This window comes from Pseudomonas sp. PAMC 29040 (genome assembly GCF_003994535.1).
GTDB classification, from domain to species: Bacteria; Pseudomonadota; Gammaproteobacteria; order Pseudomonadales; family Pseudomonadaceae; genus Aquipseudomonas; species Aquipseudomonas paraversuta.
The window spans coordinates 158,947-172,704 of sequence record NZ_RZAA01000013.1; the positions used below are offsets into that span (position 1 = coordinate 158,947).

Annotated in this window: 7 protein-coding genes and 2 rRNA genes; 1 reads left to right on the forward strand and 8 read right to left on the reverse strand. The window is 60.3% G+C overall.

Going from position 1 to position 13,758, the window contains the following annotated elements; translation table 11 throughout:
* Window positions 1-97: 97 nt before the first annotated feature.
* Window positions 98-1,288, forward strand: a complete 1,191-nt coding sequence (locus WG29040_RS21365; protein ID WP_127196850.1) for a glycoside hydrolase family 5 protein — start codon at window positions 98-100, stop codon at window positions 1,286-1,288.
* Between the two features lie 77 nt (window positions 1,289-1,365).
* Here WG29040_RS21365 and WG29040_RS21370 read toward each other — a convergent pair whose 3' ends face one another.
* The 8 genes from WG29040_RS21370 to WG29040_RS21405 form a co-directional block, all read right to left on the reverse strand.
* Window positions 1,366-1,869, reverse strand: coding sequence for an OmpA family protein (locus WG29040_RS21370; protein ID WP_003439378.1), 504 nt, complete (start codon window positions 1,867-1,869; stop codon window positions 1,366-1,368).
* 21 nt (window positions 1,870-1,890) lie between these two features.
* Window positions 1,891-3,147, reverse strand: a complete 1,257-nt coding sequence (locus tag WG29040_RS21375) for a diguanylate cyclase domain-containing protein (RefSeq protein ID WP_003439376.1) — start codon at window positions 3,145-3,147, stop codon at window positions 1,891-1,893.
* Entirely contained in the window at window positions 3,144-3,719 is a 576-nt protein-coding gene (locus WG29040_RS21380) for a YfiR family protein (RefSeq protein WP_003439374.1), read from the reverse strand. The genes WG29040_RS21375 and WG29040_RS21380 overlap by 4 nt, the downstream gene beginning before the upstream one ends.
* A 168-nt stretch (window positions 3,720-3,887) precedes the next feature.
* Window positions 3,888-5,972 carry an exodeoxyribonuclease V subunit alpha gene (gene recD, locus WG29040_RS21385; protein WP_127196851.1) on the reverse strand — a complete coding sequence of 695 codons (2,085 nt, stop codon included), beginning with the start codon at window positions 5,970-5,972 and terminating at the stop codon, window positions 3,888-3,890.
* Window positions 5,969-9,658, reverse strand: coding sequence for an exodeoxyribonuclease V subunit beta (gene recB, locus WG29040_RS21390; RefSeq protein WP_127196852.1), 3,690 nt, complete (start codon window positions 9,656-9,658; stop codon window positions 5,969-5,971). The genes recD and recB overlap by 4 nt, the downstream gene beginning before the upstream one ends.
* Entirely contained in the window at window positions 9,658-13,107 is a 3,450-nt protein-coding gene (recC, locus tag WG29040_RS21395) for an exodeoxyribonuclease V subunit gamma (protein WP_127196853.1), read from the reverse strand. Before recC ends, recB begins: the two co-directional genes overlap by 1 nt.
* Window positions 13,108-13,386: 279 nt before the next feature.
* Window positions 13,387-13,502 (reverse strand): 5S ribosomal RNA (gene rrf, locus WG29040_RS21400).
* Window positions 13,503-13,658: 156 nt separating this feature from the next.
* Window positions 13,659-13,758 (reverse strand): 23S ribosomal RNA (locus WG29040_RS21405); the annotation flags it as partial.

Consider the following 13,758-nt stretch of genomic DNA (forward strand, 5'->3'; position numbering starts at 1 on the left):
GACTGGCGCCCGGAACATGCATCCCGCTGTTAAAAGCCCTGCTTGCTGCTGATGAACAATCCGCTTCCCGTCCCTCAGCATCCGAGGAAAAACCGCCATGAAACTCAGGACGATGCCCGCCCTTTTGTTACTGGGTGTACTGTCTGGCGCAGCTGGTGCCGCGGACATGATTGCCTTTTGGGACAAGCCTGAACGTGGAGGAAACAGTTTCAATCGACTGCCTCCCGATCAAGCCTATTTCGATGCTCTGCAGAACTATGGCGCGAGCTGGGTGCGCCTGTCCTATGACAAGTGGCAGCCGGCAGAACGGGACTACCTGATTGGCAATGCAGACCAGTACCAGGGACTGGTTGCCAAGGATCTGCAACAGCTGAAAACCACCCTGGACCGGGCACATGCCGCAGGGCTCAAAGTAGTGATCACGCCCCTTTCGCTGCCGGGTATGCGCTGGGCGCAAAACAATGGCGACCGCTTCGATGACCGCTTGTGGCAAGACAAGCAATTCTGGACCCAAAGTGCTGCCTTTTGGCGTGATCTCGCCGCAGTGCTCAAAGAGCACCCCGCGGTTGCCGCTTACAACTTGATCAACGAGCCGGCACCGGAAAAACAGGCGGGGCTGGCCGAGCACGCCGATGCTGCAAAGATGCGGGACTGGTACGAAAAACAGGTCGGCAGCGCACGGGATTTACCCGGGTTTTACCAAACCCTCATCAGCGCCATCCGCGAAGTTGATCCACTCACACCGATCATGGTGGACGCCGGCTGGTACGGTGCGGCCGATGCATTCTCATACTGGCCAGCCCCGTTGGCCGACAGCCGCGTGCTGTACAGCTTTCACATGTACGAGCCCTATGCGGCAACCAGCGCCCCCAATTTGCAACGGGCCAGACCCTATACCTACCCGGGCCTGGTGCCATTTGCTGCGGGCATGCAGAAGTGGGACCCGAACCGGGTTCGCAGCTATCTTCAGCAGCCACTCGACTGGGCCGCACAGCACGCCATACCGGCCAACCGGATGGTCGCGGGTGAGTTCGGATGCATGCGTAAACTGCCCGGTTGTCAGCAGTATCTGGAGGATGTGCTCAGCGCACTGGAAGCAGCCAGGGTGCACTGGGCGTTTTACAGCTTTCGCGAGGACAGCTGGGACGGTATGGATTACGAGCTGGGAAACGCCAACGTTCCCTGGGCTTACTGGAAAGCGGCTGAGGACGGGCAGCCGGACCCGGTCAAACGATCTGCCACAGCTGAATTCGAACCCATCAGCAAGCGGCTGAAGAAGAGTGAATAAAAGCCCCGCCCCCTCCTGACACTCGCACACTGATCTGATAGCGATGCCAGGAGAGGCCGTAGCCATAACGCGGGCCTTTATTCGGCAATCACCACAATCGCCACCCGCCGATTTTCAGTACGTCCGGAGCGGGTGCTGTTGGACGCTACCGGCACCCGGCTACCCAGCCCGCGGACCTCAACATTTTCAGGCTGCATGCCGACTTTGGTCAGCACTTTGACCACGCTGTTGGCACGCCGTACGGACAGCTGCTCGTTGTAAGCGTTGCTACCGGACGAGTCGGTATGGCCGTCAACCCGTACGCGCTGGATGTCGGCGGCGAGCAATGCTTTACCGATGCGTTCCACGATTTCCTGGCTCTGGGGGTTGAGCACTTCCAGGTCGCTGCCGAACAGCACTTTGCCTGACAAGCCAAATGCCCAGCCTTCATCGGTCAGTTCAAACCCCTGTTGCTTGAGCACGGCAATCTGCGCCGGCGTCAGCCCTTTGGGCGGGGCGGTCTGACAGCCGGTCAATGACAACATGGCCAACAACAAGACAGCACTAAAAAATTGCAGGTAACGCTGGGTCAATACACGCATGGGGGGACAAGCTCCTGATTATCACTGGGCTGCGGGGTACTCCAACTCCGCAACCTGTTGCCCGCCTCGGGCGAGGCGTTTGGCCTGGTACATCGCCGAATCCGCTGCACAGAGCAGCGTATCCGGGGTTGCACCATGTTCGGGGTAAACGGCGATTCCAATACTGAGCGACGTCACGACATGGCTGTCATCCGGTAACCGGATCGGCTCAAGCATGCTGGCGATGATTTTGTCTGCAATACGCTGGGCATCTTCGATGCGGTGCAGCGGGGTCAGGGATATGGCGAATTCGTCGCCGCCCAGACGCGCCACCACATCGTTTTCGCGCAACTGGGCGCGGATCCGCGTTGCCACGGCGACCAGCACCGCGTCTCCTGCGGCATGGCCATGGGTATCGTTGATGTCTTTAAAGCGGTCGCTGTCGAGAAACAGCACGGCAACCTTATCTCCAGGCTTGTTCAGCGTGCGCAAGGTCAGCGCCAGCCGCGCGGCAAAATAGGCTCGGTTGGGCAGATTGGTCAGCGAGTCGTGGCTGGCCTGGTGCGCCAGACTCTGATTTTCATTTTGCAAGTGGCTTTGCCATGACTCCAGCTCATCAAGCAAGGCATTGAAGTCGTTGCCCAGGCTGTCCAGCTCGGCGATATGGGCAGGCGGCACGCGACGGTCAAACGCCCGATCGATGCGCGCGGCGTGGGCAACTTCGGCCAACTGCTGCAAGGGGCCGGTGATGCCGCCAAGCAGACGCCGCGACAGGTACAACGCGCTCCAGGCACTGAGCGCCGTACACAGAAGCACGCCAAGCAAGCCGCTGAGTAAAAAGCGCAACATGTTGGCGCCGTGCCCGCTGACCACCACCACCCCGACTTCCCGCCCCTGATGCTCAATCGGGACCTTGATCGGCTGTTGCAGCAAACTGTCGGCCAGCAGCATTTCGACCTTCGACAGCAAGCCGGTTTCCGGGCGCCGCCAATGGGCGAGCAATTCACCATTGGCGGTGTAGACCTCAGCCTCGGCGACGGCTTCGGTGGAAGCGATCATGTCCAGCGCTTCGGTTGCCGCCACCTGATCATCAAACACCACGGCAGCTTCCACGGTGTAGTTGATGGAGCGGGCGATCAAGTGCAGGTTGTGGTCCGCATAAACCTTGAGCGCCAGCACGCCCAGCAGGGTCATGGACGCGCTGGCCAGGATCACTGCTACCAGCGCTACTCCCAGATGCCCGCGCCGCAGCACAGAGCGCAGGCTGCGCCGCTGTTCAGGAGCTTTGAACAGGCTCATGGTTGAACCGCCCGACGCCGTGACAGTTGCAACACGCTGGGGTGAATACGCACACCGCTGCGGGCAACAGAGTCGAGGTTGACCTCAAATGTCACTTGCTCATCGGTCACCCGCAGGCAGAACAGACTGCCGACGGTGCATTGATCACCGTATTCGCTGATGCTCAGGACGGCTTGTCCGCTCAGGGAACTGAACAGGCTGCTGCGCTCTGCGGTGCTTAGCTTGCCCAGATACACCGCGTTGCACTCGCGGGCTATGGCCGGGTTACTCACCAGCATGCGCCGCACTTGCACCTGCCGACCACTGGACTGGGTAGCACCTTGAAGCAAGTCATCGGTGTATTCAGTGGGGCCCACCACGCACAACTGCATTTGAGCCGGCTCGATGGGCCAGCGTGCATAGCTGAGGATGCCCAGGACCACTTGGGTCACAGCCTTCGCTCGCTGATCTGCCAGGTTGCTGGACGCTTCAGGCTGGGCCAGGCAGGGAGTGCTCAACAGTAACAGGCAAAGTGATAGCCGCCGTAGCCGCCATCCAGCCCCTTGTCCTGTCGGTGGGACAGCCACGTCCATGCCTGAAATCTCTGTATTCATTAGGTGAGTGATGTCGCAACGATAGCACGGCGCGCATCAAAACGTGATGCGCGTCACATTATGCCCGGCCCGCAACGGTTTGCGCAGGACTCATGCCCCGAGGTTCTGCCGCAAGTTGCGGCCAGGGCCATAAGCAGGGGACCATGGCTACTTCAGCCCCAGCATCAAGCCGCTCAAGCGCTTAACCTTGCGCTGTACCGCTTCTTCGAAGACACCGGCACGCGGTTCGACCAGGCTGAACCAGTGTTTGGCCCGGGTGATACCGGTGTAAATCAGCTCCTTGGTCAATACCGGGTTCAGCGCTTCCGGCAGCACCAGCGCGGTGTGGGAGAACTCCGAGCCCTGGGATTTGTGCACGGTCATGGCGTACACCGTTTCCACATCATTGAGGCGGCTTGGCAGCACAAAGCGAATGCCGCCCTGCCCGTCGTTGCGAGCGAAAGCCACGCGCAACACGTACTTTGGTGTCAGTCCGTCACGCTCAGGGAGTTTGAGAGCAATGCCGATATCGCCGTTCATCAACCCCAGGCCGTAATCATTGCGGGTCATCAGCACCGGGCGACCTTCGTACCAGTGCTGGTCGCTGTCAATCAGCTTGTGGCCGAACAGGGCACGGGTGATGCGCTCATTCAGACCTTCGACACCCCAGGGACCTTTGCGCACCGCACACAGTACTTGAAACGCTTCGAACGCCTCCAGCACCTTGCCGGCCCACGCGCCCCAGCAGGGGTCTTCAAGCCCCGCCTCGGCTGCCGGGCGCTGCTCGCGCAACACCTCGAGATAGTGTCGATAGCCTTTGGCCTGCGCCCCTCGCCCTTCCAGCGCCAGGCGCTCAAAGGCACGGTCCTGTTCACCCTTGAGGGACAGGGCAAAAAGGTCGGCATGGCTGCCGGCCGCCAATAGCGCCCGCGCAGCATCGGATTGCTGACGATTGACCAGACGCGAGAGCTGGCCGATGCCGCTGCCTTCGCCAAAGCGCCGCGAATGGCGGAGCATGACCACTTGCTGGGCTAACGGATGAGAACCGTCGAGATCTTGCTGCAATTCACTGGCGGCCAGGCTTTCGCCGCTGACGTGCTCCAGCCACTCCCGGGTTTGCGGGGTGTACCAACCCGCTTCGGCATCGCGACACAAATCCCCCAGCACGGCACCGGCTTCAACCGACGCCAGCTGGTCCTTGTCCCCCAGCAGCACCAGCCGGGCATGGGCGGGCAGTGCATCGAGCAGGTTGGCCATCATTTCCAGGTCGATCATCGAGGCCTCGTCAACCACCAGCACGTCCAGCGGCAAACGGTTGCCCGCGTGATGGCGGAAGTGCCGGGTGCCGGGGCGACTGCCAAGCAGGCGGTGAACGGTGGTCACATCACTGGGGATTTTTTGCCGGACCTTGTCGTCCACTTCCAGTGACTTGACTTGCAGACTGATGGACTCGGTCAAGCGTGCCGCTGCCTTGCCGGTCGGCGCGGCAAGACGGATCCGCAACGGGGTCCCCGCTTCAACGGCCGGGGCTTGAAGCAGTGCCAGCAAACGTACCACCGTGGTGGTTTTACCCGTACCGGGACCGCCGGTGACAATGCTGAACGCGCCCCGGGTGGCCAGGGCGCAGGCCAGCTTCTGCCAGTCAATCGGCGCATTCGCGGCGGGGCTGCCGAACAGGCTGTCGAGGCGCGCAGGCAAATCCGCAGAGGTCGCTTGAGTGGCTGCCAGCCGTTGGCGCAATGCGCTGTCGATGCGCCGCTCATACGCCCAGTAACGACGCAGATACAGACGCCGGTCACTCAGCACCAATGGCCGGCTTGCGGCATCGGCCAGCGACTGGCCGGCATGCTCTACCAGCGGGCTGGCTTGCAAAGCCTTGCACCAGGCGTCGCCATCCAGCGCTTCGAGTAATTGTGAGGGCAGCAACATGGCTCCGGTCTGCACATCCCCCTCAGGCGGCAGGGACAGCGCGAAATCGGGCTCTTTCAGGGTTTCAAACAGGTCCAGGCAGACGTGCCCGTGCCCCAGCTGGTGGCTGGTCAACGCCGCCGCCAGCAGCACCAATGGATCGCCATGGGGGTCGCGCTCATGCAGAAATGCGACAAAGGCTTTATCCAGAGCGCGCAGCCAGCCGCGCTCCACCCAGCGCTCCAGCAATAGCAGCAAATCCTCGGCCCGGTGCAAGGGTTGCAACCGGGCCAGGCTCTCGGCCGTCAGCGGGGTAGGCAACAGCTCGGCAAATGAACGACTCATAACAACACTCCCTGTTCCCACGCCGGCTCTGCCTGTTGTGCCGCAGGTTTGCCCTGGAACATCAGGTCCAGGCTTTCGATCAATAGTCTGGGCGGACGGGTGAAGAACACGCCCTGCCCCTGGGACCGGGTACCGCGCAAGAACAGGTAGAGCGCGCCGCCCATATGCCGGTCATAGTCGTAATCGGCCAACCTGGCCTTTAGCTGGCGATGCAGGGCCAGCAGGTACAACACGTATTGCAGGTCGTAGCGGTTATCCAGAATGGAGGCCGTCATCGCTTGCTCGGTGTAGGCCGAGTCGTCGGCACCCAGCCAGTTGGATTTGTAGTCCGCCACGTAGTAACGCCCCTGGTGTTCAAACGTCAGGTCAATAAAGCCTTTGAACATGCCATTGAGCAGGCTCGGTTCCGCTGCCGCACGTGCGGCACCGCCATGGGTGTGCTGGCGTACCAGCCTGTCCAGTTGCAGGACATCAACCTTGTGGCTGGCAAACCAGAATTCCATTTCGATCTGATACTGGCTCAGCTCGCTGAGGACCACTGCCGGCTGACCGTTATTGAGGCGCAGCGGCTCATCTTGCAGATGCTGCAACCAGTCGCTCAGGGTCTCGATCCAGCCTTGCCAGCCACGACGGTTGCAACGCCGGGCCACGGCATCCTGGATGGCCTGCGGGTCTGCCTTGAAGCCTTCGCTGCCCGCCCATTCGAGCAGACCATGGAGGAAGGTTCCGGGATTGGGCCCGCGGGGAAACCGGTGAATGTCGCCGCCACTGAGCAGCACTTCACGCGGCGCATCCGGATCAAGCCGCTCATCGTCCGAGAGTTTTTGCGCCAGGGCGCTTTCAGGGGCTTCGGCGGGGCTGAGGCTGTCACCAATGCGCAAGGCACTGTAGGACGCGATCCACCAGTTTTCCGCTGCCCGACGTGCCGGTAGCAGCGGCTTGAGCAGGGTCGCCTGATTGAGCGGTGGATAAAATTTCGCCTCGCTGGCCATCGGCACGGGCAAGTAACGGATCGCCACGCAGTCTTGTTGCAAGTCAGTCAGCCAACCCTGCAATCCTGCGGACTCGGCCAGCAGCGCACCCCCTCCGAGCAAATAGCCCAGTGCTGAAAGATGCAGCACCGAACGATTGTTGTTACCGCGCTTGAGGTCGGCCACCCCCAGCCAGCAAGCATGCTGGGCCCGGGTCAGGGCCACATAGAGCAGGCGCAGGTCTTCGGCCAGACGCTCGTCATCGGCCTGGGTTATCAGCTCTGGCGTGGCCTTTAAACTCACCCGCGGGTTGCCCGCATCATCGTGATAATGCAGCGGCAAACGGCTGCCATCCACAGGTTTGGTGGAGCAAATAAACGGCAGGAATACCAAGGGGTATTCCAGGCCTTTGGACTTGTGAATGGTCACCACTTTGACCAGTTGCTCGTCACTTTCAAGGCGCAGGATTTGCTCTTCCCCGGCCTGCCCGGATAGCGCCAGGTGCTCGGCCAGATGCCGGATCAGCGCCTGTTCGCCATCCAGTTCGGTGGCGGCCTGCTGCAGCAGTTCGGACAGGTGCAGGACGTTGGTCAATATCCGTTCGCCATCGACACGGGCAATCAGCGCCTGAGGCAATTGGAAGTCATGCAGCAGTCGGCGCAACATGGCCAGCACACCCTGCTTGCGCCAGATCTCGCGGTAGCCCCGGAATTGCATGACCCGGGATTCCCAGGCCAGTTCGTCCTGATTCAGACGTTCGAGTTCAATCAGCGGCAGGTCGAGGGTGATGCAGGCCAGGGCGGCCCGCAGCGGGCGTTCAACGTCCGGCTCGGCACAGGCTTTGAGCCAGGCCAGTACATCGTGGGCTTCCTGGGCGGCGTAGACCGAATCCTTATCAGACAGGTAAACGCTGCGTACGCCCCGTGTCGACAATTCACGTCTGACCGCCTGAGCTTCCTTACCGTCACGCACCAGAATGGCAATGTCTGCCGGCAATACACCGCGCAGGGCTTTGCCCGGCTGGGCAAAACCGCACCGACCTTGCTGACCGCCATTGAGCAACTCAACAATTTGGCTGGCACAGGCCGCTGCCAGTTGCTGACGATAAATGACACCTGACAGCGGCTGCTCGGAGGGCAGTTGCCAAAGGGTCAATGCAGTGGCGGGCTGGCCATCCAGTTGCAGGACTTCTTTACGGCCCTGGGATTTGACCGACACAAAGGGCACCGGATTCTCCGGACCTTCGCGGAACAAAAATGCCCCCCGCCCGCTGTCCCGCTGCTCGGCCCGGGCAAATACGTGGTTCACCGCTTCGACCATTACATGGCTGGAGCGGAAGTTGGTATCAAGGGTATGCAGTCGGCCACTGGTGGCGTGACGGGCACGCAAATAGGTGTAGATGTCGGCGCCGCGAAAGGCATAGATCGCCTGTTTCGGGTCGCCGATCAGGAACAGGCCGGTATCGGGACTGTTGTCTTCGATACGGTAGATGGTCTCGAAGATGCGGTACTGCACCGGGTCGGTGTCCTGGAACTCGTCAATCAGGGCCACCGGAAACTGCTCGCGAATCAGGGTCGCCAGACGCTCGCCGCCGTCGGCCTGCAACGCCGCGTCGAGCCGCAGCAGCATGTCGTCAAAGCCCATCTCGGCACGCCGACGCTTTTCTTCTTCAAAACGTTTGCTCACCCAATAAGCGGCGTGTTCAAGAACTGCGGCATCCGGCGTCGGCAAGGCATCAAGCGCGGCTTTCAGGCCGTGCATGGCGTCCAGCGCTGGATGCTGCGGGGGCTCGCCTTTCCAGGCTTCTGCGAAGCCATCGGGGGTCAGGCGGGTGAAACCTGTGCCCAGATCCAGCTGCTCCAGAGATTCGTCAGCCGCCCAGGCACTGAGTTTTTCAAACCAGGGTTCAAAATAACGGGCCTGCATTTTCCTGCCGTCCACCGCTTTGGCGGCCACGGCCTGCAGGCAGATTTCACGCAGCTGCTGGGCCCATTGCAACCAGGGGGTTTTCAGCTGTGCAAGGGCCTGGCGACGTTCCAGCAAACAGGCTTCGATCATCGAGGCCGGTGTTTGCTCCACATTTTCAGGCGCCCTTGAGCTGCCGAACAAGGCTCGAACCCGCGGTAACAAGGCGGCCGGGCCACTCCAGTTGGCGCGCACCCAGTTCAAGGCATCGCCATGCATGGGGTAACAAAACAGTCGCCAGTAATCGCGCAATACTTCGCCGAGCAAATCGCTGTGGTCGGTTTCCAGGGTCTGGGTAAACAGGCTGCCACTGTCGAAGGCATGTTCACGCAGCATCCGCTGGCACCAACTGTGGATGGTCGAAACGGCAGCTTCGTCCATCCACTGTGCTGCGATATCGAGGCGCCCGGCACAGGCGGCCCATTGCCCGGGCGCGAACTGGTCCCGCAGTTGTGCAACCAGGGCGTCCGGGGCTTCGATCTCGTCACGGAAGAACCGCGCGGCTTCAGCGAGTCGGGTGCGGATACGGTCACGCAGCTCTTTGGTCGCGGCATCGGTGAAGGTCACCACCAGGATTTGCGGGGGTAGCAACTCGCGGCCGAAGCCCGACTCCCCGGCGCCATGCCCCAGAATCAAACGCAAATAGAGTGCCGAGATGGTGAAGGTTTTGCCGGTGCCCGCGCTGGCCTCGATCAGTTGACTGCCGCGCAGGGGAAAGGCCAGGGCCAGAGGTGTTTTTTGCTCGTTCATTAGCGGGACGCCTCGCTGTTCAATGAACGCCATGGCGCATCAAAGAGTGGTCGATAGAGGGCATCGCACCACTCTGCAAATTCTTCACTGGCCATCAGGGCCGGGTAATCAGGGAACTGGCGTGCGAGTGCGGCACTTTCGCGACGCTCGCCATCGCTGGTCTGGCCGTCGCCTTCGTAGGCTTTTTGCGCCGCGGCATCGGCTTTGGCCGGATCGGTCTGGGCCAGCCAGGCGAAGGCTGTTTTGACTGCAATGGGTAACGGGCGGCCCATGCCGACTTTCCAGGCCATCAGCAAGTTGCCAAGAATTTCACTGGCGTGCTTGGCCTCCAGAGGCGCGAGCAGCAAGGTGTCATCGCTGGCTACCAACGCAGTGGACATGTCCAGGCCACTGGCGCAAGCGACCAGGTGGTTGACCCAGGGCCGGGTCAAGCGATGCCATTTACGGGTTTTGATCGCGCCAATACTGTTAGGAATAGTAGTGACGGACAGTAGGCCCTTGTCACTGCGTTGATGCAGATTGCTCAGCCAGCCTTCCAGAGTCAGGCCGTTTGACTCAAAGCTGACGGGAAGCGCGCTATTGAGCGGCGTAGGCCAAAGGGCAAGTAATTGCTGATAGCGCTGTAGTACATCTGGAAGTGGCTCTATCAGTTCTTGCTGCAGACTCTCGCCAAAACCGGCCATGGGCAGCAGACCGCTGCCCTGTAAACGCAGGGCCCGGGTATGCAAGGCCTGTTCAGGCTGGTCTGGCTGCGCCAATGCGGCTTCGAGCAAGCTGTCGCTCAGGGTGTAGCGCTGTAACGCGTCGAGTACGAAGGGTTCCTCATCTGCCAGAGGCACTTCGGCCGCCTCAAAGAACACTTTCAAACGTTGGCTAAAGAAGTGCCGTACAGGATTACGCAAGAAGTCCTGCAGTTGGGTCAGGTTCAAAGGTTCTTCTTGTTCGTGCGCGGTCAGGATGCCCGGCGCAACAGGTGCCGGTTGGGGCTCGTGCAAACGCTGCCATTCCCGGGCATAGCTGAACAGGTTGGAATTACCTTCATGGAAGTAGCGGGTACTGAAGGGTTGAAGCGGATGTTCCTGGGTCATGGCTTGCAGCAAGTCGCCCCCGCCCACCAGTTGCCAGCCGCTGGCCAGGTGGTCGCGCAGTTGCCCGATCAATACGCAGGCAGGACGCTCGCTGTTGTCGCGAATACTGCGCCCGACCCAGCTGATATAGAGCTGATCCCGTGCAGAAAGCAGCGCTTCGAGCAGCAGGTAGCGGTCATCTTCCCGGCGGGATCTGTCACCCGGGCGGTAGTCACTGCCCATCAGGTCGAAATCAAGCGGTGGTTGCGCACGCGGGTAGTCGCCATCGTTCATGCCCAACAGGCATACCAGCTTGAACGGAATGGCCCGCATCGGCATCAGGGTGCAAAAATTCACCGCCCCGGCCAAAAAGCGCTGCGACAGCTTGCCTTGATCAAGCCCGGCCAACCAGGCTTCACGTACTACGGTTAGCGGTAACTCGTCTTGCAGACCGACCAGCTCACAGGTTTCGAGCCAGGTTTCGCGAAGCTCTTCGAGCTGGGCCAGCAGGTAATCGTCATGTTCGGTTTCTGCCTGGAAAAACAGTTGCACCAATGCCTGCAGGCGCTCGCCCCATTGCCCCGGCAAAGCCGGTCGAGACAGCTCTTGGTGGGCAATTTCCAGTGCGTCCAGCAATGCCACGAGGGGGCCGATCAGTACCGCATCGAGACCGCCAATTTCATCATAAGGCTCAATTCCATCGCAGGCTTCGGCGCTACCGACGGCATAACCGAGCAACATGCGGCGCAGGCCAAAGCGCCAACTGTTTTGTTCCAGATGAGCCGGCAAACCGAGGCCGGCCCGTTGCTCTGCATTCAGTCCCCAACGAATCCCCGCACCTTCAATCCAGCGATGCAGGGTCGGCAAGTCGCGCTCTTGTACGTTGAAGCGGGCGCGCAGGGCCGGAACATCCAGCAAGTCGAGAATTTCACTGACGGGAAAACGGCTGTCCGGCAGCTTGAGCAGATGCTCGATGGCGATCAGCAGCGGATCACGGCCACGCTGGCCCTGGTCGGCCAGGGTGTAGGGGATGAACCGGCGGTCGTCTCGCTCGATCTGGCCAAATACCGCACGGATATGGGGCGCGTAGCTGTCGATATCCGGCACCATCACGATCACATCCCGCGGCTGCAACTGAGGATATTTTGCGAATCGGGCGAGCAACTGGTCGTGAAGGATCTCGACCTCGCGCTGCGCACTGTGGGCAACCTGGAAGCGGATTGATTGATCCTGATCCAAATCGACGGCGGGCCATAACTCGCGGGTTTCGCTGAGGGGGCGCAGTTCGAGGATGTCATCCTGCAACTGGTTCAGCTGGTTCAGTGGTTGCACCTCACTGAACAGGTCGATACGACCATCACGAAAAGCAGCGCGATAACTATTGGGGTCATCGTAGCTGTCGAGCAAATTGATGTAGTCACGCCCTTGTTTGCCCCAGGCAGCAAGCAACGGGTGGGCGTGTTGATGCAGGATATCCAGGTCCAGGGCTGCAGGCATTCCCGCTTTGCGCGCCTGACGTTTGTACTGGTGACGCAGCAGGTCTTTATCCGCAACGATGTCAGACCAGTGATGGCGACAAGGGTTGTGTACACACAGCAGCACCTGGCTGAAACGGGAAAGTCCGGCCAGGGCTTCGAGCGCCTGGGCGGGCAGTGAAGAAATCCCGAATACAATCACCCTGGCCGGTAAACCGGGCGGCGCTTGCTCAAGGCTGTTGATCTTATCCATGAAGCGCTGGTGAACACCGGCCCGACTCTGGGACATGCCCTCCTCACCCACATCGAGCAATAACGCACGCCAGAGTTCGGCCTGCCAGCAGTTAGCCGGGCTCAGGGCCGGACTTTCACCCCGGGCGTTGCGCAATTGATGGCGGCCTGCGGCCCAATCTTCCAGCCAGTCGGCCCGGTAAACCTGATATTGGTCGAACAGGTCAGCCAGCCGCTCTGACAGCTGATAGCGTTTGCGCAGATCGCTGTCATGGGTAAGGAAGCGCTGCAAGGGTTCGAAGTGCGGCTGATCGATAAGCGCCGGGAGCAAGCGCATCAGGCGCCAGGTCAGCGGGGCCTTATCGAGCAGGGACGTTGCAGGGATTTGTTCACTGCCCAGGACGACTCTATAAAGTTGCCACATGAAACTGCCGGGCAACTGCACGTCTACCGCGGCGGCAATACCACAGCCGCCAAGGTCATCGTCCCGGGCATCTTCCGCCAGAGCCAGCTTCAGCCATTGGGCGATACCGTTGCTCTGCACCAAAGCAATTTCGTTCTCCAAAGGAGCCAGAGGGTAGCGGCGCATCCAGCTCACAACCAGGCTGCGCAACTCATCAAGGCGGTTACCGTGAACCACCATAAAACCCGCATTGAGGGACGTAGCAACCGGCATGACGGCATCCTTAGGAGAGAGCAAATCCAAAGGCGAACCTTATCATTGCCCGGGAGCATTGGTGGAGTATTGCAAGACCGGTCCGGCCCTGCAGTCGCTACCGAAGGCTGCGATAGACAGTAAGTCTTGCGCAAGAGAAGCCCTGTGCCACCTGTTGCCTTGCGCATTCGGCGACTGTAGCAGCGGAAGAGTTGTTGCAGCGTGTCGCGGGCTGCAACTTTTCTCGGCACAAAAACAAACCCCCTGTCTGCGTGAGCAGACAGGGGGTTTGGAATTTAATCTTGACGATGACCTACTCTCACATGGGGAAACCCCACACTACCATCGGCGATGCATCGTTTCACTTCTGAGTTCGGGATGGGATCAGGTGGTTCCAATGCTCTATGGTCGTCAAGAAATTCGGTAGCCAGCGCGTTTACCTTACGGTCAACGTTCCAGCGAATGGGTATGTAATAGATTTGTGTGTTATGCAAACTTTCGGTTTGTATCGTCTTCACACACCGCAACTTGTCTGTTCTTGCAATCAAGAACGCAAATTGCTTGGGTGTTATATGGTCAAGCCTCACGGGCAATTAGTATTGGTTAGCTCAACGCCTCACAGCGCTTACACACCCAACCTATCAACGTCGTAGTCTTCGACGGCCCTTTAGG

Excerpts from the sequence above, each read along its gene's own strand:
- WG29040_RS21365 (WP_127196850.1), top strand. The coding sequence starts at position 98 with ATGAAACTCAGGACGATGCCCGCCCTTTTGTTACTGGGTGTACTGTCT.
- WG29040_RS21380 (WP_003439374.1), bottom strand. The coding sequence starts at position 3,719 with ATGGACGTGGCTGTCCCACCGACAGGACAAGGGGCTGGATGGCGGCTA.
- recB (WP_127196852.1), bottom strand. The coding sequence starts at position 9,658 with ATGAACGAGCAAAAAACACCTCTGGCCCTGGCCTTTCCCCTGCGCGGC.
- recD (WP_127196851.1), bottom strand. The coding sequence starts at position 5,972 with ATGAGTCGTTCATTTGCCGAGCTGTTGCCTACCCCGCTGACGGCCGAG.
- WG29040_RS21370 (WP_003439378.1), bottom strand. The coding sequence starts at position 1,869 with ATGCGTGTATTGACCCAGCGTTACCTGCAATTTTTTAGTGCTGTCTTG.
- recC (WP_127196853.1), bottom strand. The coding sequence starts at position 13,107 with ATGCCGGTTGCTACGTCCCTCAATGCGGGTTTTATGGTGGTTCACGGT.
- WG29040_RS21375 (WP_003439376.1), bottom strand. The coding sequence starts at position 3,147 with ATGAGCCTGTTCAAAGCTCCTGAACAGCGGCGCAGCCTGCGCTCTGTG.